Source organism: Cellvibrio sp. ARAG 10.3 (assembly GCF_051846955.1).
Taxonomy (GTDB): domain Bacteria; phylum Pseudomonadota; class Gammaproteobacteria; order Pseudomonadales; family Cellvibrionaceae; genus Cellvibrio.
The window spans coordinates 1-22,193 of the sequence record NZ_JBPYCU010000006.1; the positions used below are offsets into that span (position 1 = coordinate 1).

Below are 22,193 nucleotides of genomic sequence, written 5' to 3' on the forward strand. Positions count from 1 at the left end.
GTTTGCCTGACATAGACACCTCATCTTGGAATTAGATTATGAGGCTTTTAGGTGTCTAGTGAAATCTGGGAAGTCCATTTTGCGTTTTTAACGGATAGCTCTGACATTTTTCACCTTCTGGGTAATTATCTTGGGTGCAATTGATTTTTTCTTAACGAAATAATCTACCGGTCGTTCCAGGAAGTGTGGCTTATTTGTAATGGTGCCAGATAACTTTGGTGCCTGCCTCGCAAGTGAATTAATTCATTATCACTCAGTCTTAATCAGCATGAAATATCTTCTGATCATGTTAATTGTGCTTCTTGGTGCAGCCGCGCTGTATTTTAAAGACCAGGTGCTGCTGTCGCCGCACGATTCCTATTACTCCGCATTGCTGCGCGAAAACCTCAAGGCTACTGCCGAGCGCTGGAGAATGGAAGCGGAGGAATCCTTAGCGGCGCCATTACCAATATCCTTGCCCTACAGTGAGCGCCGCCTGCTTGAAGCGGACTATCTACAACCCATCACCTTTGCGTTTGATTTAAAAATGGATGAGCTGATCCAGGTCAATATTTTTCCGTCTATTAATACGCGCGCGGAGGTCTTCGTGGATGTGTTTTATGTAAAGGACGCAGCAACCGAACCCAGGCGTATTGGCAGCATGGCGGCGAAGGAACAGCAACTCAAGATAGCGGCGGAACATACTGGCCAATACCGGGTGCGTATACAACCATCTCACACGGCGCAGGGACTAATGGATATCGCCATAACGTCACCGCTACGCTATGGCTTTCCTGTTGATACCGAGCGCGAAAATGCCGTGCAGAGTTTTTTTGGTGTTGATCGCGATGGTGGAGCAAGACGGCATGAGGGCATCGATATTTTTGCACCGCGTGGCACGCCGGTCATTGCCGCTGAGGCTGGTCGCGTTACCCGCGTGGGGAATACACCACTTGGTGGAAAACATGTGTGGGTCCGCGGGGACCAGCGTTCTTTTTATTACGCGCATCTCGACTCCATCGCGGTGTCCCCCGGCGACCGCGTCAGGCGAGGAGACGTTCTCGGCACCGTCGGTAATACCGGCAATGCGATCACTACCAGCCCACATTTGCATTTTGGGATATACAAATTTGCGCGGGGCGCGGTTGATCCTTTGCCACTGGTGGGACGGAAAAAATCGGTAAACACCTACAGTCCACCCCGCGTCGAACTGGCGCCGCGCTGGTTGTCGATTAAACCGGAGAAAGCCAATCTGCGCAGCGGCCCTTCACTAAAAACTACTACCGTCGCGTCCTTAATGCGTGCGGAATTAATACAAGTGGATTCAGTCGCCGGAGACTGGTTGCGGGTTACGACCCGTAACGGCACAAAAGGATTTATTGCACGACGCTTGACGGAGGTACCGTCCAGGTCGGAATTAACGCTCACTGAAAATTACGTGGCTTTTTCATTGCCCGATGACACCGCGCCAGTTGTGGGTCATTTTTCTGCGGGAGAGAAATTACCAACCTTAGGTCAGTTTGGCAGTTTTGCACGGGTTAAAATGCCGGGCGGCGTTTACGCTTGGGCTAAAGTGGCGAAGCAGGAAATACCAGTACTGGATTAAAAGCCATGCACACCCTAACCCGAAATTCTCCCAATTCATCAGAGCAGAAGTAACTTTAAAATTTATCGTTTCATTATTCTGAATACAATATAGCCTCTAAAGGCGGCAAATTTGCCCCCAACTCTAACTGCTCTCCGTAGCAGCTCTTCAGAACCTCAAGTGCTTCGTCATACGAGAGTAAAAGCTCCTCAATATTTTCGGGGTCTTTTAATGTTTCAGAGCTAAGAAGAGACTCATAGCGCTTTATGCTTTGATATACAGACTGAATCGATACCAGTAAAGTATCATTGTCAATATTAGGCATTTTTTTGCTGGCCTCTACGAATTTCAATGTTTTTCAATAGCGAATCAATTAATAGCTTGAATGCTTTTAAAGACATTGCGTGATCAGGAACAATGGAATAGTGTGTTGCTTCGAACCTTTCATTATAATCGTCTTTTATAATGAGTAGTCCGACAGGGATTTTTGTGCCTTCCGGTATTTCTATGTATTCCCAATTTTTTCCTACAAATGTATTGGGACGATCAAAAAGAGATGTACCTTGTGCTTTCCAGATGCCACGAGAAGTTTTCTTTGAAATCTTAGGGATGATGTAGTCAATGCCGTTACGCTGTTCGATAGTAACGTCCGCAGGTCTAAATTGGCCTTTGCGGAGTTCTCTTGGCACAAAGTCTGGATACAAGGGGTTTTCGCAGGGCTGATCAGTTCTTGATGCACGCCACAAGAATAAAGCTAAATCCTTTTCTCCATCATATATCCGACTTAAGCCGTCTATTTTTGCAAAGAATCGCTTAACGGTGCCACTTTCCAGTAAAACATCTTTCATATAACTTCTCCTTTCACTTAATCCTATTGCCGACTCCGGCGCTGTAATAGTTGTTTATTCCAAATATAGCGCAAGCTAAGTACAACGTCACGAGTCAGGCTTCTCATTCCAGGATCTCGCCAAAAATCGTCCCTTACCGCCCGACAAGACATGTATGGCCAGTTGCGTATTACGGGTTTGCGCCTCGATTGATTTCAATCGATCCAGGTAGCGTAGTATTTCCTTTTGAAGGCTCGGGGTAAGTTCATCCCAGCCCTGTTTGGCAAGTTGATTTTGTTCTAATGCTTCACTGAACCAAATGGGCATCGGATGAGCGGGGCCCGGTTTATAACTTGCATCAAATTGCAGTTTTACGTCCACCAGGCTACCAACCTGGGTGTTGGACGCTTTGAGCACTTCACGGCTCAAGTACAAATAAAAACTCCCGTCGCCCGCAGGCATCATATTGATACGCCACGGCGGCTCAGGCTTACTGTTTACCTGCACTAACACGGGAAGGGGCTTGCGCCAGTTTTTCTTTAGTTGCGCAGCGAGTTCGGCGCTGACAAGTACATAAGGATTAATTCCGCGTTTTTCGATAGTTGAGGTAAAAGAAATGCTAGCCATAGCGCAACCTGTGATATCACAAATTCCCGGTTTCAATAGGTTCAAGCTCTCATGAGCGGATGCTCTTCCAGGCTTGCGGATCTGATAGGCCGCCCAACTCCGCCAATTTGCCGGTTTTTTCCCATGCCTTGTAAGGAGTCTTGCAAGCAGCAGAGAGCGCTTCCATTTCGTCGGGTGAGAGAACAGAAGTATGAACCAAAATTACTATCGGTATTTGGATGATGCCGGTATCGGCGACACCAGGTAGGCATTTTTCCACCTAATGTTCATCAATCCATCTAACGAAGTTAGACATTGTTTCTCTGCTAACCCCATCTGCCAGATTTTCGGTAATATCGGATAGCTTTTTACTGCGAAGTGCGGCTCTCCAAGCTTCGTCGGCATCATACATAATGGCTGCAATCGCACAAAGATTTGAGAACTTTCTATCGACCTTGGCTAAACAGGGATTGTTTTTGCGGATTTCATTGCATTTGAAAGTCTTCGTTTTTCCTTCAACGGCTTCGACCACATCTAAAAACGAAATTTCGGCAGGCGACTTCGCTAAGCTATAACCTCCATAAGGTCCCGACGTGGTATTTACCAGCCCGGCACTAGATAGCATCTGCAAGCACTTCGACAGGTATTCTTTCGGAACACCATGAAATTCGGCGAGAGCGCGAGAGCTTAGGAGCTTACCTTCTGGAACACTCCCTAAAATCATCGCGCAGTGAAGTGCCCATTCGACTTGATTGCCTAGAATCATGAAAGATTCGCTCTTTCTAGTCCTAATACTTTGTCTCTATCACCCGGCACTGATTTAAATGTCGCGGCGAAGCGATTAAAAAGATTTATAAATGCAATTTGCATATTTAAATCGACGATCTCCTGATCGCTAAAATGCTGTTGCATCCTCTCGAATAATTCATCAGAGACGGGGCCTTGATTGATCAGCGTTACGGCTTTTGTCCATTCAAATGCGAGCTTTTCCCGTTCGTTAAACAGTGGAGAGTCTTGCCACGTTGCCACATGGTAAATTCTTAATTCACGCTCACCAGCAATTTTAGCTTCCTTGCAATGGATGTCTACACAGAAAGCGCAACCGTTCAGCTGAGAAGCGTAAATCTGAACAAGCCGCATTATGGTCTGATCCATAGCACTTTTTTTGCAGTATTGATCAATTCCACCTAGGTGCTGAAAGGCTGGCATGGCTAAAGAAAAATAGTTAAGTCTCTGCATTTTAGAGGGCTCCTTTGTGTCTAGCCTCGGGTTAAGGCATGTCGGCCAACAAACTGGCTTCGTATCGCGGATAATTATTGTCCGCGATTAAACAAAGGTCAAGATAATTGTGCAGAACAGGATTTCCCGCCGCAATCAGGACAGGCAACATGACTCTCGCTGATTGCTTTATCTGTGCGATGGCAGGACTTATTCGCTGGTTGAATTGGCATTGGTTGGATCATCTCCCCGCGCCATACTCGCAAACACCCCATCGCGGCGCATCCAGGCGTGGTACAGCGCCGCCGCCAAATGCACCAGCACCGTGGCAAACAGCAGCAGCGCCAGCCAGGTGTGAGCGCTGCGCAATACGGCATAAACGGTGGCGTTGTGGGGCGCGATGGCTGGTAGTGTAAAACCACCGAACATCGTCACCGGATAACCGCCTGCCGACAACATAGACCAGCCAACCAACGGCATGGCAAACATCAGCGCATACAACAACCAATGCGATGCCTTGGCCGCAAACACCTGCACGGCGGGCAGGTCGGTGGGCAAAGGTGGCGGGCGATGACGAAGACGATTGATCAAGCGCACAATCACCAATAACAAGATAGCGATGCCGAGCGGTCGATGCAGGCTGATCAGAGTGGGGCGCAAGCTAAGCGACGCAACCATGCCGATACCAATAAACAACATCGCCAAAATCATCAGCGCCATACTCCAGTGCAAAACGCGCGCGGTCAGGTTGAAATGACGCGGAGCAGGCCGCGAGGGTAGGTGATTATGGTTTGCGTTGTCGTTCATTGTGAAGCCTCCTGTGACGACGCTTGACCGATGGCAGCATCCGCTTTGCCGGTGGCAATATCATGTTCGCGGCGATTAAATGACACCGAATAGACAGCGGAGCGCGCTGCCAACAATGGATCTTCAGACCCGTCTACGCCCGTGGGCAGTATCAGCGGATCGTAATTTATATCGCGGCACGCGCCGGTCGTTTGTGGCGATGCACGCTCGATCACCACAGCGCCCACCGTCACTTTCTGGCGATCTTCCGGCCAGGTTTGCGACGGGTCTGTAATCGAATCACCCGGTGCGGCCAGGGTCACAACCATCTCCCAGCGCAAGGGCCCTTGTGCGAGACGCGTCGTGAGATCTTCTGTCAGGAAATTATCGTCAGCGGCCTCTCGCTCTTCAGGCGACATAGCCACGAAGGCTGTCTGCGGCTGCATTGACCAGCGCACATGATGCTGCTCACTGGCACTGTTGCTGAAGCGAAACGTATTGACGCTGTGGTAAGTGGTATTCGCCCAACTGGTTGACCAGGGCGTGTTTTTGGCCCAATCCGCAAAGCGTGCAAATTCTGGATGCGCTGCCACAAGCGCGGCCACTTTAGCGGGGTCGGGCTTGCCTGTTGCAGGGTCGGGCGCATTCGCCACCGTTTGCTCGTAAAACGCCTGAACCGACGACACCGCAAAAAACGGGAAATCATTCATCGCCATGCGCCACTGCTGGCCATCGTCACTATTGAATTGCAACGCCATACTGCGCACGCGCGCCTTGGCATCCAACCCATAGGGCGAGCCGCCGCCAATCGACATGCGCCCGATAAACGGCGTGCGTACCGGCGCGAACAAGCGCGCACGGGACAGCGCTACGCCCTGGCCATTACCTTCAAAATAACCTGCCACGCACACGCCCTTGGCATGCGCGCGACGGAAACCGTAATGGACTTGTCCATTGCTGGTCTCAATCGCATTGGTGAAACGCGCCGGGGTAAGCTTATCTGGCGTAAGCCATCCCGCCACCCACGCAAAAGCGAGCGCGATAGCGGCGACGATGAACGCAATAGCAAATAGCGGAAGCCATGTGGGGCGCCGCGATAATAGATCAGAAGTGGGTGTGTTTTTTTGCATGGAAGCGTTTCCCAAAAGGACGTGAGTCAGCGTTAGTATTGGCTCGAATAGGTTGAAGCACCAGCTTTATACGAACTGCTCAATATCCTAAGACGTACTTGCTGAAATTGCCGTGTCATTTGGATGACAAATTTGTCATCACGTTATGCGGCACTAGCCTGTAAAATTGATCGTAAGACATTCGCAGAGCAGGAATTTACATGGCCCTTCTCGTCATTGAAGATGACCAAAAAACCGGTGAATACCTGAAGAAAGGTTTTCAGGAGGCTGGCTATTCAGTGGACGTGGCCCGCAATGGTATTGATGGATTGCACCTGGCACTGGAAGGCGAGTATGAGCTGATCATCCTGGACGTGATGATGCCGGTGATGGACGGCTGGACCTTGATCAGCGCACTCAGGGCCAAAAGTGATGTGCCGATTATTTTCCTGACTGCCAAAGACCGTCTTGATGACAAATTAAAAGGCTTGCAACTGGGCGCTGACGATTATCTGGTCAAGCCTTTCTCATTTGCAGAACTGCTGCTACGCGTGCGCACCATACTTCGCCGCGGTGTAGCGCGGGACAATCGGGATGTTGAAACATTCCAAATCGGCGACCTGCACTTTGATGCCGTCAAACATAAGGTTACGCGGCAAGGTGTGGATATCGTGCTGACGAAAAAAGAATTCATGCTGCTGCATTTGCTCATCAAACGACAGGGCGAAGCCTTATCTCGTTCGGTGATTGCATCGCAGGTGTGGGACATGAATTTTGACAGTGATACCAATGTCGTCGATGTGGCGGTGAAGCGGCTACGAGCTAAGATAGACGCGCCCTTTGAGAAAAAATTAATCCATACCGTGCGCAGCGTCGGTTATATGTTCTCGGACCCATCATGAAATTCTGGAACAACTGGGAATTACGCTATCGGGTCGCCGGTTTATTTGGCCTTGTTGCATGTTTGGTCGTGAGCGGTTTGGGTTTCTATCTGTACGTTTCAGTTAAACAGGCAATGGAGACGCGCGTCGACTATGCGTTGATCGGCAGGGTCGAACACTTCCGTAATCTATTTCACGCGTTGTATGACATCAAACAAATGGAAGAGCGCCCTGAGCTGTTCGAGAGCATGCTTGGCAATGAACAGGATGTGCGCATATTCAAACGTGTCGATGAAGCGCCATTCATTGTTGTGAATCCGGGCAACCTGTTGCCCCCCTCTATGCCTGTGGTGCCGGTAGATAAGGCGATAGGTCTGGATGCGCTGCGCACGAGCACAACGACCGATAGCGTAAAAGTGCGCTGGGTGACAGCGCTGGCTATGCTCGGTACAAGTCAGGATAGGATAGAAATTACCGCTGCCTATGTGATGACACAAGAATCCAGGATGCTGTCCGCCTATCTTTACCGTGTTATCGCAGCGGTAGTGTTGACAGCGCTACTGACCACAGCACTGGCTTTTATTATCCTTAGTCGCGGGCTGCGCCCCATCAAACGCATGCGTGATAAAGCGGCTGAAATTACACCCACAAAATTGTCCGTACGATTTGGGATGACCGATGCCCCACCAGAATTACGCGCGCTGACAGCGGCATTTGATGCAATGCTGGACAGGCTGGAAAAAGGGTACCAGCATCTGAACCAGTTTTCTGCCGACCTTGCGCACGAAGTGCGTACCCCGGTGAACATCATGATGGGACAATCACAAGTCGCCTTGCAACAGACAAGAAGCCCGGCTGAATACGAGCAAGTGCTGGAATCCAATGTTGAAGAATTATCACGCATGGCACGCATCATAGAAAATATTCTATTTCTTGCGAGTGCCGATCAGGAAAACCCGGTTGCCGACCAGGTAGAGATTGATGTTCCAACCGAGCTGGAAAAGATCGCCGAATATTTCGAACCTTTGGCAGCGGAAAAACACATGTGCTTTGAGGTCACTGCAAGCGGCAAAATGTTTGCCAACTTAATCATGTGGCGCCGTGCTGTGAATAACTTAGTGTTGAATGCCATACGCTACGGCAAACCGGGTACGAGGATTCGGCTCACCAGTGCACAAACCGAAGTAGCCGACACCATTTCTGTCGTAAACCAATATGATGCGTCTATGCCAATAGATACTGATCGAATCTTTGACCGTTTTTATCGTGGTGACGCATCACGCAGTGTTTACACCGAATCTAATGGTTTGGGCTTGTCCATTGTGCGCGCCATCATGCATCTTCATGGAGGTACTGCCAGTGTTGCTTATCTTGCTGGGGAAAGTGCTGTTGTATTTACGTTGGAATTTCCGGGCAAAACCATACAGCGACAATAGCGGGAATCTGTGTAGCCTCCGTTTATGCATCCATCCCTTCATGTTCCCTAAACACACCAAATCTAAAAGCACTGGAAAATTTTACTTCCTCGACTAATTGCAGAATGTCATCCCTATACTTGCTGTCGGCTATCCATTTGGCGCCATTGAAGGGAGCACTTTGATGGATTTCGACTAACTCAAGTTTTGCATTCTCCAGTTGCGACAAGAGTTGCGAGCGCGCATCTTCAGCTGAATCCGCAAAAGACGCTGCCTCGGCGGCGGCATATTCGGAATCATCCATAGCTAAAGGGCTTGACCGTAATATCTTTACTACAAAGGATGTAACCCAAACTGCCTTTTCCATGCTATCTCCTATAGATCAATCAGTCTGGCATATATCTTAAATCGCACATATATGACTTTAATGGATGGTTTCAACATCTCAGTTTGATGCGGGAGCGATCTAATGATTATGCTTTAATTCAACTTTCGGACAGGAGAAGACGCAGATAGATGAAGACTCATTAGTTAAGCAAATGTTGAACGTGCTGCAATTCCCAATAATTCAGTGCCTTGGATAGAATTGCTTTATCTAGAACAGCATCACTTTTTGTGCCGTGAGCCCTGCTGACCTTAATGGCGGTTTCTCTCGGAACCCCTCTATCGGCCAAATATCTAGCTACCTTGGTATACATTCCGAGCTCAATGACGGAAATTAGACTGCCTTTTTGGCGACCAAGGTCTGAAATTGGCTTTAATAGCATAGGTAATCCATAACTAACATACTTACTCAGCTTTTCGATTTCCGAATCAATTTTATCGTCAATAGCTGCCTCATTAGCGTTGAACCTTGATTGTAATATTTCAATTAAAGGGGTCTCCCTTGCCCAGCTTTCTGCACTTTTTGCTACACCATAAAGATAAGTATCGCTTTCTACACCCGCCAAATAGCGGTTGAAGTAATATGGAAAATTTTCTCGTAAAAACATCATCCAGATTAGAAAATTTTGACACATTCCTTGCTCATATACGCTTGCAACTAATGGCTGATTAACCGCATTATATTTATCGGAAAGCCGGTTAATATCTATAGGGTCCCAATACCGGTTTGCGAGGACTACTTCCCGATCCACCGTCAACTCATTCAATCCTTTAATCGCAGTATTTAACAGAGACGAGGTTAGACTTAGCCCAACATCCTTCAGTCGAGACATGCCATGTTCTTTACCATAGCGGTAAAGCATTTGTCTTATGTGAGTAATTAAGTGTTTAGATGAACCATCTTCTGCCACTTCATTATTTGCAAGTTTTTCTTGAATGTATTCAGAATTCTGATCGTATATATCTTGGTATCCCGTTTTTATATCTTTGTGCTCTTCAGGAAAGAGATTGGATGCTTCTGAGCTCGTATCGCTGGGTTCAAAAGAACCCTCGTCCAGCACTATTGTTCTACCAATAAAATCTGTTAATAACCTGCCTGCCCTACCTCTGAGGTTTGCAAATTCATATGCGGAAAGTGACGCGCTACCCTTCTTTTTTGCTATGAAAAGATGGGGATTGCGAATAACAACATTTTTAGCGGGCAGGTTCATTCCTTGCATCAAAGTTGTAGTGCAAAATAGACACTTAATTAACTGCTTAGATGTAGCATATTCAATGCTCTTTCTAACATGCATGGGTGTCTTTCCGGTATGATAAGCCACACCCGACTCTACAATTTTTGCCAATTCATACTTAGGATGAACAGATCCTTTAAAGTATTCAGAAAGGCTCTTTAACCATTTGTTATTTGATTTCCCTTTAAATTTTGAAAAATCACTAGCAGACTTTCTCGCTTGATTTGAGGTTGGAGAGAACACAACGTTCACATCGTTTTTGAGGCAATCTAGAACTTGATTCAGGTAATTGTTAAAATTTACATTGTACAGCGACTTTCCAAGACCATTAATATGGAAACTGTTTTCTATCAAAACTTGTAGTGGTGCATCAAAAAGCACCGAATACAAATTAAGAAAATACTTTTTCTTGTTCTCTGATATTGAGTAGGTCAAACTCAGAACGGGAGGTGAGTCCGTTTGCTCTTCGCGCGAAACTTCACCAAAAACACGAAAGCCTAGGCTCCCGATGTTCTTAAGTCTAGGCCCGCTCAGAATAATTTTCGCCACATTGGCATCATTTTTTATGTCAATCAGGACGTCATATAATATTTTCGAGCGGTCGCTGCCTTCATACGAAACCTTTTCAAGATTTTGAATTTCATCGACCACCAAAAGATCTAAATCAGATACGTGACCCTCAGAAAAAATTGAAATAGCCCTTTCTTGAGTTACAACGTATATAAAGCTATTTAAATTTTCCTCAAAGGAATTCAAAACATCTATCCCTAATACTCGATGTTCATGCATTAGTTTCGATATGTCGGATGTGACCTGACTAATCAAGCTTAATGTCGGTACGACATAGACTATTCTTTCCGCACCTTTATGTAGCAAATCTATAATTTTTAAATATATTAAAAAAGATTTTCCTGCTGACGTTGGGGCAGAAATCCCAAGTAATTTATGGTTCTCAATAGATCTCCATAGCCCTGACTGAAAGGAGGTCAAGGTATAACATTTTTCACCAACGTATATCTGATTTTTTCGATCATTTACAAGTATTTTAAGTTTGCTGATGTAGCTATCAAAGGAAGAATAAATACCATTTTCACGTAAGCTTTCATCCAGCATAATGTTGCTTGGAGAGAATCCAATAGTCGCTAATATAGGAGTTAATATTTTACGCAAATTCTCTTTGATCGCTTGGTCGGAGTGTGTCCAAAGCAATGCAACTGCCGTTATGGCTACCTGACGATTGAAATCTGACTGATCACCAGTGGTAATTTGATTTAGAAGATTTAGAGTATCAAGCATTAACTCGTATGAAATTACTTTCTTTGGCGAATTTGTTAGTTTCAGTTTTATCGCATAGTTTTCAAGCTCGATTTCCAGTAAATGCCGCAATACAGTTCTGTTTGCCATTTCCATGTTTTTCTTAGAATTCATCTAATAGCTCTCTCAACGACCAGTTTGGAAAAACAACATAATGGATACGACTTACTATTGGATCACCTACGTTTTTGTATAAGTCTTTATGTGTATTCGCCCAACGATATTTCAAACATTCTTCAATTTTATTCTGTATTTCAGTTTGGCTATTCGCGGAGATATCCCTGTTTTCCTCATAAATAATGAGGCAGACCAATTCAAATTTTGGAGAGGTAAGCTTTCCATCCTTCAGATTTTTTGCCACATCTATAAGTTCTGGGTCAATAAAATCATCAAATTGGTATAATATTAGTTCGTTCTCTAGATTCTCGAATGACGTTACAATGCTATCTATAGATACTTGTAAAGCTTCGTTGAATCTGTATTTTGATTCGTAGCACTTTGATTCTCCAAGTATAAAGCATTGTTCCGCCGCATCTTCTCTGTAGTGGATCGCATCAGCTCCATTTCTCTCCAAGCTTGGATTTGTTGTAATGGGCATCTTGCGTAACAACGGAGGGGCTCGGAAAAAATGCTGAATAAAGTTAAATAAAAGTAGTTCCCCATATTGCCCTTGAGGGTTTCCTTTACGAAATTTCTGATCTGCTACTTGCATTAGGTATGAGCATGCGTTCTGAGCATCTCCGTTTCTAGATAACATTTCTTCTTCAAATAAAGTCTTATACTTATTGCTAGAGTAAACCCAGTTCAAAGCAGTGCTTTTTAATTCTCTAATAAAACTTGAGCGCATCTCCTTTATATCGACGTGACGTATCGAGACGCCTCTGTGCGAGGCTGCTTTTGGAAGCTTGATGTCCTGTTGAAACCAATAGACTTGATTCATCATTGAATTAGTATTTGACAACAAATGGTCGTATTTCATTTTCCCATCCAAATTTGGCACGCTCAAAAAGCAGATAGCAGCCGCCATAGATTATCGAAACTGCTAAATTTCGGTTCTTTTTCTAAACGTATACGTTTGAATAATTCAATGATATGTCCGCTTTGGGCACACAGCGGTACCATCTTTCAAGCAAGACCAGCCTCTCCAATCCAATGCTCTTCCGTAACAATCACCAACGGCACCCCACTATCCCGATGCGCCATGGCCTTTTCTATCTTCCGCCCGAATGTTTCATGCGCCCAGCTATCTGTCACATAGGTGCCCGGCACCAGATAATTTAATGATTTAGTTACGCTGTCGGAGTTAATGCAGCCGAGCGTTTCAATAGCGGCTTGGCATTGGCTACGCGTACCAAAAGCGCAGGTTCCTGTGAACTGGAATGTGATACCGGGAAAGGTGATGGCAGGTTGCGGTTTATTGATGGGTAGTGTGGTGGGGTTGGTCAGTTCGCCCAGCATATCTGTCTGCCGGTCTTGGATAGCTTTGCGGTTAAACCGAGTGAAGATGTCCATAACAACACGCCTTGTCTGAATCCCAATATCGTACTGCCAAATAGTAAAGCTTATTGCTGCTTTACATGCCAGTAGTGAAGCACGGCTTTACATAACAATTTGTTATGGCTTTTCCGGTTTTTATATTGCCGATCCGCTTATTGAAAAAAGCAATTACACGGAATTACACATACTGGGCAATTGATGGTTGACATTCTAGGTCGACCGTCCTAATTTATTCCTTGTAAGACGGTTGTCCTATTTTTTGGCGGGGTGGTCTGTCGGCAAAAGGCTTATGTAGGGATCTATAAAGGGGTATCCATGCGAGATAAAAAAACGCGCGATCAAATTGTCGCAGCGGCGGATCAATTATTTTATCAACAGGGTTACGAGCATACGTCGTTCGCGCATATTGCGGACGCTGTGCAGATCTCGCGTGGCAATTTTTACTATCACTTTAAAACCAAAGATGAAATTCTTGCGGCTGTGATCGATAGGCGCATGGCGAATACGCAGGCGTTGCTGGAGCAATGGGAGCGTGAAGCCGAGTCGCCGGAGGAGCGCATCCGCTGTTTTATTCACATCCTTATGATGAACAGAACCAAAATCGAGCGTTACGGTTGCCCGGTGGGCACTTTATGCTCCGAGCTGGCCAAGCTTGATCATGCTTCCAAAGATGAGGCGAATAAATTGTTTACCTTGTTTCGTTCCTGGCTGGGTAAGCAGTTTGCGCAGCTGGGGTTTGGAAAAAAGGCGGATGATATGTCGATGCATATTCTGGCCCGCAGCCAAGGCGTTGCGACACTGGCGAATGCGTTTCCTGATAAAAAATTTATTGAGCGGGAGGTCGAGCAAATGTGCGCTTGGATAGCGGAATCCGTGCAAGCAAATAATTAGATCGTTGTTATAAACCCAGGAGGGAATACTATGTTCATCGTGTTGTTAAAATTTTCTGCCAATAAATCACAAGCAGGCCAGCATATGGAAGCCCACAAGGCATGGATCAAGCGCGGTTTCGATGAAGGGGTGTTTTTAATGGCCGGTAGCCTTCAATTAGCGTTGGGGGGTGGAATTCTGGCGCATAACACCAACCTGGCGGCGCTGCAAGCGCGTGTGGATGAAGATCCGTTTGTCATTGAAGATATTGTCAGCGCGGAAATCATTGAGATCACACCATCCAGAATTGATCCACGGCTTGAGTTTGTTGCGCAGGTTGCTTAGATAAAAGCGTTTATAAGAAGGGTAACTGAGGAACTGCAACGAGATGGTGTACTTCACACCATCTCGGTTCGTATCATTTTTTACTTCGCTAAAGCTTCCAGTGCTTTCTTGGTTTCTGCATTAACGCTGTGGTTCAGGTTCATCACAATTTCCGCCAGCTGTTTTTCTTCTTCAGTAGTGGATTCTGTTTCACTGACGATTTTCAGTGTAGCAACATCATCAGCTTTGGCTTTGTGTTCAACGTTATGAATCGCTTCAGCAATCGCGCGCGTGGCTTCGCTGTTGCTTTCATCTTTGCTGATCGCCGCCAGGGTTGCTTTTTGCTCAGCGGACGGGTAGTGATTCAACTCGGTAAGAATACGCGCCATGGTGGCAATCGCGTTGGATTCCGCAAACGACAGCGGGGCGATGATCAACAGCGTGAATAAAGCAATGACAGCGGCGGATAGGGTAGAGGTCTTGCGTTGCATCTTATTAGCTCCTATGTAGTTATGGTTGGAAAAGCTTGACTGTACGACAGCGCTGATTATGGCACGGCCAGCATAAAAGTGTATGTGATGTGCGCCACTGCTGAAAAAGCTTCTGGTTGCATCAGGTGAGCCAGTAGTCCACATAGTCCTTTGGCATCAGGTCATCAGGTAGCTCGGCATCCGGGTCCAGTGCAATGATACCGCCGTTAACGCGAATCAACTCATTGTAGGTTTCGTAATAGTCCGCCAGGGCTTGTTTGTCGGATGGGGAGTTGGGTATTGCTGCACGGTATTTTTCAGCGCAACGGCCCAGTTTGATCTGGAGGTTTTCGATGACCTGGTTGCGTTGCGCTACATATTGTGGTGGCAGCAAGTCTTCCCGAATTTCATTTTCTTTTCCCAATGCATAGTTCCAGCCTTGCTTGAGGAGGGCTTGCAATTGCTTGACGTAATCCTGAATCAAGGCCGCTTGTTGATTTTCAGGCGCACCGTGAATTTTTCTGGCGGCATCAGCCAGTGCCTTAATCTCTGTATCAAATTGATTATTTATCACAACATTCTCCCATTTTCCGAATTTCATTATCATCAAAGCTGGCAATATATTCCTTCATTTGCCCCCTGCTACAAGGAATTGGCAACCCGATTTCCTGAGGCCAGGTAGCGCAATTGCAATCACCACCCTGACCGGGAAAGCTATAGGTTAACCCCGTGTTGCTTTTGGATTTATTAAAGGCTTCATAGATTTCATTGTAAGCCGATTCAGGAAAGACATATTCAAGAATTTTATAATTCAGGCCACGAGCTTTAGCCATATTAAATACGGCACTGTCATCGGTGACGACGCCTGGATAGGGATCGAATGAGCTCGATTTTTCCTTCAGTCTTTCTATTACTAACCAGCCCGGCAGGTCGCCAGTGTCGGGGTTAAAGCCATAGACGGGGCTTTTGGATTGGAAAGAAATGCCGACATGGCCTGTGTAAAGCAGGCATTCTTCACCACTCGGACCCATGGTGCCTGCTTTTTTATGGGCAGCCATGGACTGCTTAAATGCTTTCACCGATGCCTCGTCGCGCGCGCCTGTAAAGGCGTGTAGGTAAATACGTTTGCAGGGCTCCTTCTTTTCGTCTTCATCTCTGCTGACAATAATCGCGACTCCTTCTCCGATCTGCATGAAATGCAATATTTCATGTATCAGATCAGATGCGGGTAAATCTATATTTACAGGCCGCTCTGGATTGCCTTCAACAGGATGTGAGAGCAAAGACAAGGGAATCGATAATGGCTGTTTAGTCGAGGAGTGATAATCAAGCATTAGAGAATCCTTTTCAGCGGGTGCCTGGAAATTATTTTAAGGTGAAATACTAGAGCGTTGATGTACTGCGCGCAATTCCCTTAGCTGTTTGTGGGTAACTTTGTGTTGTACATCTACTTCTTGCTACTTATTTGCCGTATTACCGCAGTAACTGCGTCACCGCGTTTTCCACCGCCTCCGCCACACACAACCGCGGCGCCGGGTGCCGTTCCAATAATCCCTGAATATTCGCCCGGTAAGCATCACCATTCATCAACACGTCATTCAGGAGTTTTACCATCTCATCCAGCCCCGGTATTTTTTCTACCAGCACACCGAAGCCGGCTTGCTGCACTTTTCTGCCGGTGAGTAATTGTTCGAGTTGAATCGGTAACACCACCGTGGGGTTTCCGGCCACGAGGCTTTCTTTCACGGATGATGCATTGCCGTGGCCGACAAAGACATCAACCTCACTCATGGCACCTTGCAGGTCCACCAGTTCGTTGCTGAATTGAAAGCGTTCGCTGACATGGGGCGTAAATAAATTTGCCGGGCCTTTGGGGCAGGCGATAAATACGTTGGCTTTACAGCGGGCGAGGGCGGTGACCAGCAATTCGATATTCGGGTGCGCCGGTTTTAAATAGGCGAGGATGCGCGGGCGTGCGTCGCTGGCAAATTTCACCGGTGTGTCGACCAATTTCGCGGTGGGGCCGGTGCAGTAGTCGGCGTTGTCGCGTTCACTATACAAATCGAGTTCCGGAAAAGTGCTGATGACTACGCGATCTACCGCAAATAAGTCGGTGAGTTGCGCGAGCGTGGGTTGGTGGCGACGTGCGAGTACAGCGTTCACTTGCTGTAACACGCGCTCTTCCTGTCGCGCGATAAGGCCATCGTCTTGTGGGTAGGGTCGCCAATCCACAATAGGCCGGCCGGGAATGGGGTCGGCAAAACCGGTGCCGATTAATATTTTGGGAATTCGGGTGTGGCGCAGTGCGATCATCGCGGTGGGCGCGTAATCGAAAATCATCAGGTCCGGTTTAACGCTATTAACAATGCTTTCCCAGGCTTGCACCAGGCAGTCGAGTGGATCGGTTTCCAGGTAGCCCAGGCACAATAAGGTGTCGGCAAGGCAGGCGATAGGGCGTTGCATGGTGACCTTGGGCAGCCACACCGGCGCTTGCATCAGCGTGGCTTTGGTGGTGCAAAAAAACGGGTAAGCGCGCGACAGATCTTTTAACGCAAGCACAACGTGGTGCCCGTCTGATTCCAGCGCTTTGACTATTGCAGAATAGCGTGAAATATGTCCCAATTCGCCCCCGATTTCCCAGGTGCACAATATGGTTTTTCCTTGATGTTGTGTGGCCATCTGCGGTACTCGCTCCTCGTTTTTTTTATTTCAATTCATTCGACAAAAGGACATTTTGTATGAAGCAACGCAGTACAAATCCACTTCATTCCATCCCGTTACTACTGTTAGCCTCGGCGGTGCAGCAGGCTAACGCAACGGCTATTGCCAATCCCGACACGGCGACCATGATACAGGGCACCGGCTCGATTGCCATTGATGTATTGGCCAACGATACCTCGGATAACAGTGAGAACAACAATCTCTTTATCGACAGTTTTGATTCCACATCCACCGGCTACGGCTCGGTGATTTTTGATAGTGAAACCAATCAGCTTGTTTATACCCCGCCCAGCGAAGATTTCGTCGGCACCGATACCTTTACGTATTTTGTGGTGGACGATTCCGGTTACGGTGGCTCGACTGTCGTGACCGTAGAGGTCACTGAGCAGGAACCCGAGCCAGAACCTGAGCCGGAGCCCGAACCCGAACCAGAGCCGGAGCCGCAACCAGAACCAGAACCGAGTTTTGCCTTCGAGTTGTATGTAGACGGTGCGCGTAACAAGGCCGTGGCCAGTATGTTGGAAGATGCCTGTAATGCCGGTGAGTTGTCCACGCGGCTGGATAGCAATTGCGATCTGTTGTATGCCCAGGCGGCGGAGGGCGATCTTAATGCCATCATGGCTGAAATCGCACCGGATGAAGCCTTGATTCAGAGCCGGTTGCTGGCAGAAAACAGCCGCAATAAAACCTCGCGCATTTACCAGGGTATGGCGCAGATGCGTAGCGGCAGTGGCGGTGCCGTGGTCGGTTTTAATGACCATATACTGTCCTCCGGCGGTGCAGCGGGCGATGGTTTTGATTCGCCCTGGACGGTGCTGACCTCGGTCCAGATGGAAAGCTTTGAACGCAAGCAGACCTGGCGTGAAGCGGGTTATGAATCCGAAGCTGTAGGTGTGTTGCTCGGTTTGGGCTATCGCGTTAACAGCAACCTGAATCTGGGTGCGGCGGTGGATTGGGCCTCTTACGATGTCGACTTCGCTAACGACGGCGGCACACTGGATTCCGATGTCATCAGCCTCACCGGCTTTCTGTCCTGGTACAGCGGCCCGCTCAGCCTCGACCTGCAGATGGGTTATGCCTCTGGCGATACCGAAGCACAGCGCATCATCCGCTTCCCGGATGTCTCGGTCGCCAACAGCGATTACGGCAGCGATCAGTTCAGTGTGAGCACGCAGTTTGAATACAACTGGCAACCCGGTGCCTGGGCGCTCAAACCGTTTGTGCGTCTGGATTACCTCAACACGCAGGTGGATGCTTTTGCGGAAACCGGTGATTCACCCTGGCTAACGTCTGCCGAAGACCAAACCCACGAACAGCTCAACACCAGTCTCGGTCTGGATACCAGCTATACCTTTGCGATGGATTGGGGGGTGATGATCCCGAGCGTACGTTTCAGCGCGGTGAATCAGGCGTATCTGAGTAATGACTACATCAGGTTTAATCTGACGGACGCTGATGCGCTGGGTAATTTTGAGTTGCGCGGAGATTCGGCGGACAGCCTGTTTTATCAATGGGATGTCAGTACCGCGTTCGTGTTACCTAACGGCGTATCGACATTTATCTCCGGTAAGGTCGTGAGCAGTTATGCGAATACGAGTGCGTATCAGATTACCGGTGGGGTTAACTGGGAGTTTTAATTCCATAAAAAAGCCCGGGCATTGCTGCCCGGGCGAGACGAGTTGTGGACGGCGCAGGGGCACCGTCGCACGGGGATTACAGGGATTCCAGGAAACGCAGTACGTCTTGTTTTTGTGAGCTGCCCAATGCCTGGTAGGCATTTTTGGAGGCTTCACCTTCACCACCGTGCCACAGGATGGCTTCTTCGATGGTTCTGGCGCGGCCGTCATGCAGGTAGCTGTGAACCGGTGTACAGACTTGCTGGCCCTGGCCGGCGTTGGTTACACCACCGGTGACGCAAGCTGACAAGCCCAGGCCCCACAGCGGCGCGGTACGCCATTCGGAACCGGACGCCTGACCTTCACCCAGATTGTCTGCCAGGCCCGGACCCATATCGTGCAACAACAGGTCGGTATAGGGCTGGATAGTCTGGCTACGCAGCTCGGCCAGCGGATGGTTGGCGCTGGTTTGGTAGGTTGACGCCGTGTGACAACCGGCACAACCGATGTTGGTGAACTGGGTCTTGCCGCGTTGTACTGCTGCATCGTTGATGTTGCGTTGCGGACGCACACCGAGCAGCGAGTTGTATTTCACCAGGTTGTTCAGGTGGGTGTCAGACAACTCGGAACCGCTTGGGCCACAATCGCTTTGGGCAGAACCACAATCCGGGTTGGGCAGCACAGAGGTGCGCACACCCATATCGTTGTTCAGTGCGCTCGCCACCTGATGTTTAACGCTGCTGGTACCGGCTTTGTAGCCGAAGCGACCTAAACGGGTTTGACCGGTAACCGGGTCAATCACGCGGTTAGCGCGGCCAGAGATTCCGTCACCGTTGGCATCGTTCGGGTCTTCTTTCGCGAGGATGGCGGATTCCGGAATCGCTTCCAGCAAGCCAATACCGACCAGCGAGGGTGCAATGCGTGCGGAGAAGGTCGCAGGTTGTACACCGCTGAAGCTGTAGTTAGGTGCGCGCAAACCGCCCACGTTACTCCAGCTTTGCAAAGACGCGACGCCTTCACTCGCGGCACCGCCGGACGATTTGGGCTGTAAGGTGCGGCCCAATTGCGGATGCGGATTACCGTTGGCGTCACCGACTTTGAATACCCACTTATCTAACGGCTCACCCAGGTTGGCCGGTGCGGCGCGACCATTGCGCACGTGACATGCGGTACAGCGGTCGTTCACATAATGCGGGCCGGCTTTGCCGGGCATACCATCGAACACACCGTTTTCCAGGTGCTCGTCATGGGTACCATCAACGAACGAGGTGTGGTGTACACGGCGACCCAGAACGAACGGCTGGCCGTTGTTGTAGCCGAGGTTGGTGGCCATCTGGATGTAGTGGTTATCCGGCTCGTTGGAATGGTCGTAGGGCAGGGTGGTGCCGCCGCCCAGCCAGGCTTGCGCAGGAATCTTCACTGAATCTTTGGTGCCGCCGCCGAACATCGGGGTATTGAAGGTGCCGGGCAGGATATCCCAGGGCACAATGCCTTCACCGACGATGTACAGGTAGGTGGTGCCATAGTAAGGCGCACGGCCGCGCGGTACGCTCGGATCAAGGAACTGGCTCAGTTCAAACTCCAGTTTGTCGCCTTTGCGGATCGGCTGGCCGGTGCGGCAGTTGCCGGTTCTTTCTTTGTAGTAGTTCAGGTCATTAACCACCACCATAGTGCCGTTATCACAGTATTCCGCCACGGTGCCGATACCGCGGTAGAACCAACGGTTTTCTGCTTCGGTATCGTTCAGGCGCCACTGGGTTCTGACATTCATACGAATGGTGGCAGTATCATCCGGAAACTGGGTTTCGATGATCTCGATCGACGCGGTGCGGTGCTCCCAGTAAAAGCTCAACCAGTGATCATAGGCCTGGAAGTGGCTTTCCTTGGCATGGCGGTCACGCGCGCGGTCAGCGATGCGGGTAATCAACTGATTGCCCTGTTGTACCTTGATCGCCGGCTCCAGCGGGGTGGACGAGTTATACAAGGGCACGATGTTGCCTAGCGGTACGCTGCTGCTGGATGAGCTTGATGAAGAGTTATTGTTGCCGCCACCCGGGGTGCCGTACAGCTTCATCTCGGCCAGTTGCGTCATGGTGCCGCTGTTGTTGCTGAAGTTGAACCGGAAGTAGGTGTAACCGGTGCTGTTGTTAAAGGTAAACGCACGGGTCTGGAGGCGGCTGGGGAAGTCCTGCGCCGAGCGGCTGTCGATGGTGGTCCAGGTGTTGCCGTTGTTGGAACCTTGCAGGGTCCAGCTCAGCGGGTCGCGCTCCGGTGCATCGTTCGCCGAGGTCAGCGTGTAGCCGGTGACAATATAAGACGCCGGTGCCTGGTAGCGTACCCAGGACGAGCTGGCCACGGTCAGGAACTTGGTGTTCACATTGTTATCGATCAGGTTGGCAACGCCTTCACCGGCCGGTGAGTTGTTGTACTGCGCGGTAATGGTGCCGCCCAGACCGGTGATGTTGGTACCACTCGGTGTGCTGGTCGAGCTGGATGAGCTGCTGCTGGATGAAGAGCTGCTGGACGATGAAGGTGTGCTGCCCAGGGTGTAGGTATTCCATGCGGTGGTATTGCCCACACCATTGGTGATGATGGTGAAGCTCACGCTGACGCTTGCCCCTGCCGGCAAGTTGGTGATGTCGTAAGTCCACACACCATTATTCAGCGTCATACCGAAATTCTGTTGTGAGCCGCCATTCACGCGGTAGTGGATATCCACGATGTTGCCGGCACTAACGGTGGCGCGCATTGTGTTGCCGTTGAGCGTATTCACGCAGCCCAGGTTGCAGTTACCGGCGGTGCTGCTGGACGACGAGCTGGATGCTGTCGCACCGAACACGCGGAACTCATAAATGGAATAACCCCAATTATTACCGACACTACGGTGGGTGCCGTGCATGCGCACCCAGCGGTAGCTGCCGCTGATCGTGTGGTTATCCGTACGATTACCGAAAGCCCCACCGGTAAAGATACTCAAGGTGGTCCAATCCGCATTGTTATTGGAGCCCTGAATCAGGTAGTTTTCGGCGTTGGCTGCTTCCCAGACCACTTGGGCTGAGGCCAGGCTTTTTTGTGATCCCAGATCTACCGTAAGCCAGGTCGGGTCGATACCGTGAGCGGATTCCCAGCGGGTGCTGGCGTTACCGTCAGTGGCATAGTTGCCTGGTTGGAGATTGGTACTGCCAGAGGCAGGAGCGTTGAGAGCCAGATTTGTCTGAGCGTTAACACTGGCGCAGGCAAACAGGATGAGCAAGTAGAAGGCACGGCTGCCTAGTCTCTTTAGACACATCTGATGTTCCTCGTTGTTAGACATTATTATTTCGAGTTAATACCCGACGACCGAAAGCTTGTCGGGG

General features: G+C 49.1%; 22 protein-coding genes. 6 read left to right on the forward strand and 16 right to left on the reverse strand.

The annotated features are described in order from the left end of the window. Positions 1-286: 286 nt before the first annotated feature. A complete protein-coding gene (locus tag ACSV5M_RS09380; RefSeq protein WP_439175762.1) occupies positions 287-1,585 on the forward strand; it encodes a peptidoglycan DD-metalloendopeptidase family protein in 1,299 nt (432 codons plus the stop codon). Positions 1,586-1,658: 73 nt separating this feature from the next. On the opposite strand, the gene ACSV5M_RS09385 is transcribed toward ACSV5M_RS09380, so the two are convergent. The 7 genes from ACSV5M_RS09385 to ACSV5M_RS09415 form a co-directional block, all read right to left on the reverse strand. Then, positions 1,659-1,889, reverse strand: a complete 231-nt coding sequence (locus ACSV5M_RS09385; RefSeq protein ID WP_439175763.1) for a hypothetical protein — start codon at positions 1,887-1,889, stop codon at positions 1,659-1,661. Then, positions 1,882-2,412: a hypothetical protein gene (locus tag ACSV5M_RS09390; protein ID WP_439175764.1), complete on the reverse strand. Its 531-nt coding sequence runs from the start codon at positions 2,410-2,412 to the stop codon at positions 1,882-1,884. Before ACSV5M_RS09390 ends, ACSV5M_RS09385 begins: the two co-directional genes overlap by 8 nt. An 87-nt stretch (positions 2,413-2,499) precedes the next feature. Further along, entirely contained in the window at positions 2,500-3,018 is a 519-nt protein-coding gene (locus ACSV5M_RS09395; RefSeq protein ID WP_439175765.1) for a YdeI/OmpD-associated family protein, read from the reverse strand. A 259-nt stretch (positions 3,019-3,277) separates the two neighbouring features. Then, positions 3,278-3,763: an RrF2 family transcriptional regulator gene (locus ACSV5M_RS09400; protein WP_439175766.1), complete on the reverse strand. Its 486-nt coding sequence runs from the start codon at positions 3,761-3,763 to the stop codon at positions 3,278-3,280. Further along, positions 3,760-4,236 (reverse strand): carboxymuconolactone decarboxylase family protein, encoded by a 477-nt coding sequence (locus tag ACSV5M_RS09405; RefSeq protein ID WP_439175767.1) that lies wholly within the window; start codon positions 4,234-4,236, stop codon positions 3,760-3,762. The genes ACSV5M_RS09400 and ACSV5M_RS09405 overlap by 4 nt, the downstream gene beginning before the upstream one ends. Positions 4,237-4,425: 189 nt before the next feature. Beyond that, positions 4,426-5,022 carry a cytochrome b gene (locus ACSV5M_RS09410; RefSeq protein ID WP_439175768.1) on the reverse strand — a complete coding sequence of 199 codons (597 nt, stop codon included), beginning with the start codon at positions 5,020-5,022 and terminating at the stop codon, positions 4,426-4,428. Beyond that, positions 5,019-6,131 carry a catalase family peroxidase gene (locus tag ACSV5M_RS09415; RefSeq protein ID WP_439175770.1) on the reverse strand — a complete coding sequence of 371 codons (1,113 nt, stop codon included), beginning with the start codon at positions 6,129-6,131 and terminating at the stop codon, positions 5,019-5,021. Before ACSV5M_RS09415 ends, ACSV5M_RS09410 begins: the two co-directional genes overlap by 4 nt. A 200-nt stretch (positions 6,132-6,331) precedes the next feature. Between ACSV5M_RS09415 and ACSV5M_RS09420 the strand changes: the two genes are divergently transcribed. Then, on the forward strand, positions 6,332-7,012 hold the full coding sequence (locus ACSV5M_RS09420; RefSeq protein WP_439175772.1) for a heavy metal response regulator transcription factor: 681 nt from the start codon (positions 6,332-6,334) through the stop codon (positions 7,010-7,012). Then, positions 7,009-8,427, forward strand: coding sequence for a heavy metal sensor histidine kinase (locus ACSV5M_RS09425; protein WP_439175773.1), 1,419 nt, complete (start codon positions 7,009-7,011; stop codon positions 8,425-8,427). Before ACSV5M_RS09420 ends, ACSV5M_RS09425 begins: the two co-directional genes overlap by 4 nt. Before the next feature lie 22 nt (positions 8,428-8,449). Here the strand turns inward: ACSV5M_RS09425 and ACSV5M_RS09430 are convergent, their stop codons facing one another. From ACSV5M_RS09430 to ACSV5M_RS09445, 4 genes are all read right to left on the reverse strand, one after another. Next, positions 8,450-8,773 carry a hypothetical protein gene (locus ACSV5M_RS09430; protein WP_439175774.1) on the reverse strand — a complete coding sequence of 108 codons (324 nt, stop codon included), beginning with the start codon at positions 8,771-8,773 and terminating at the stop codon, positions 8,450-8,452. 160 nt (positions 8,774-8,933) lie between these two features. Next, positions 8,934-11,453: a DEAD/DEAH box helicase gene (locus tag ACSV5M_RS09435; protein ID WP_439175775.1), complete on the reverse strand. Its 2,520-nt coding sequence runs from the start codon at positions 11,451-11,453 to the stop codon at positions 8,934-8,936. Next, complete coding sequence (locus ACSV5M_RS09440) at positions 11,443-12,318, reverse strand: HamA C-terminal domain-containing protein (RefSeq protein ID WP_439175776.1); 876 nt, start codon at positions 12,316-12,318, stop codon at positions 11,443-11,445. Before ACSV5M_RS09440 ends, ACSV5M_RS09435 begins: the two co-directional genes overlap by 11 nt. Positions 12,319-12,464: 146 nt before the next feature. Next, entirely contained in the window at positions 12,465-12,851 is a 387-nt protein-coding gene (locus ACSV5M_RS09445) for a BRCT domain-containing protein (protein WP_439175777.1), read from the reverse strand. Between the two features lie 300 nt (positions 12,852-13,151). Here ACSV5M_RS09445 and ACSV5M_RS09450 point away from each other — a divergent pair, with 300 nt between their 5' ends. Both ACSV5M_RS09450 and ACSV5M_RS09455 read left to right on the forward strand, forming a co-directional pair. After that, entirely contained in the window at positions 13,152-13,727 is a 576-nt protein-coding gene (locus ACSV5M_RS09450) for a TetR/AcrR family transcriptional regulator (RefSeq protein WP_439175779.1), read from the forward strand. 30 nt (positions 13,728-13,757) lie between these two features. Then, positions 13,758-14,051, forward strand: coding sequence for a YciI family protein (locus ACSV5M_RS09455; protein WP_439175780.1), 294 nt, complete (start codon positions 13,758-13,760; stop codon positions 14,049-14,051). A gap of 80 nt (positions 14,052-14,131) precedes the next feature. Here ACSV5M_RS09455 and ACSV5M_RS09460 read toward each other — a convergent pair whose 3' ends face one another. The 4 genes from ACSV5M_RS09460 to ACSV5M_RS09475 form a co-directional block, all read right to left on the reverse strand. After that, complete coding sequence (locus ACSV5M_RS09460) at positions 14,132-14,521, reverse strand: hypothetical protein (RefSeq protein ID WP_439175781.1); 390 nt, start codon at positions 14,519-14,521, stop codon at positions 14,132-14,134. A gap of 121 nt (positions 14,522-14,642) precedes the next feature. Beyond that, positions 14,643-15,074, reverse strand: a complete 432-nt coding sequence (locus tag ACSV5M_RS09465) for a hypothetical protein (protein ID WP_439175782.1) — start codon at positions 15,072-15,074, stop codon at positions 14,643-14,645. After that, positions 15,064-15,834 (reverse strand): hypothetical protein, encoded by a 771-nt coding sequence (locus tag ACSV5M_RS09470; RefSeq protein ID WP_439175784.1) that lies wholly within the window; start codon positions 15,832-15,834, stop codon positions 15,064-15,066. Before ACSV5M_RS09470 ends, ACSV5M_RS09465 begins: the two co-directional genes overlap by 11 nt. A 139-nt stretch (positions 15,835-15,973) precedes the next feature. After that, complete coding sequence (locus ACSV5M_RS09475; protein WP_439175785.1) at positions 15,974-17,179, reverse strand: hypothetical protein; 1,206 nt, start codon at positions 17,177-17,179, stop codon at positions 15,974-15,976. 59 nt (positions 17,180-17,238) lie between these two features. On the opposite strand from ACSV5M_RS09475, the gene ACSV5M_RS09480 reads away from it, so the two are divergent. Next, positions 17,239-18,858, forward strand: a complete 1,620-nt coding sequence (locus tag ACSV5M_RS09480; protein ID WP_439175787.1) for an autotransporter domain-containing protein — start codon at positions 17,239-17,241, stop codon at positions 18,856-18,858. Between the two features lie 76 nt (positions 18,859-18,934). Here ACSV5M_RS09480 and ACSV5M_RS09485 read toward each other — a convergent pair whose 3' ends face one another. Further along, the gene (locus ACSV5M_RS09485; protein ID WP_439175788.1) at positions 18,935-22,126 is read right to left on the reverse strand and encodes a di-heme oxidoredictase family protein; all 3,192 of its coding nucleotides are present in this window, start codon (positions 22,124-22,126) and stop codon (positions 18,935-18,937) included. Positions 22,127-22,193: the final 67 nt, after the last annotated feature.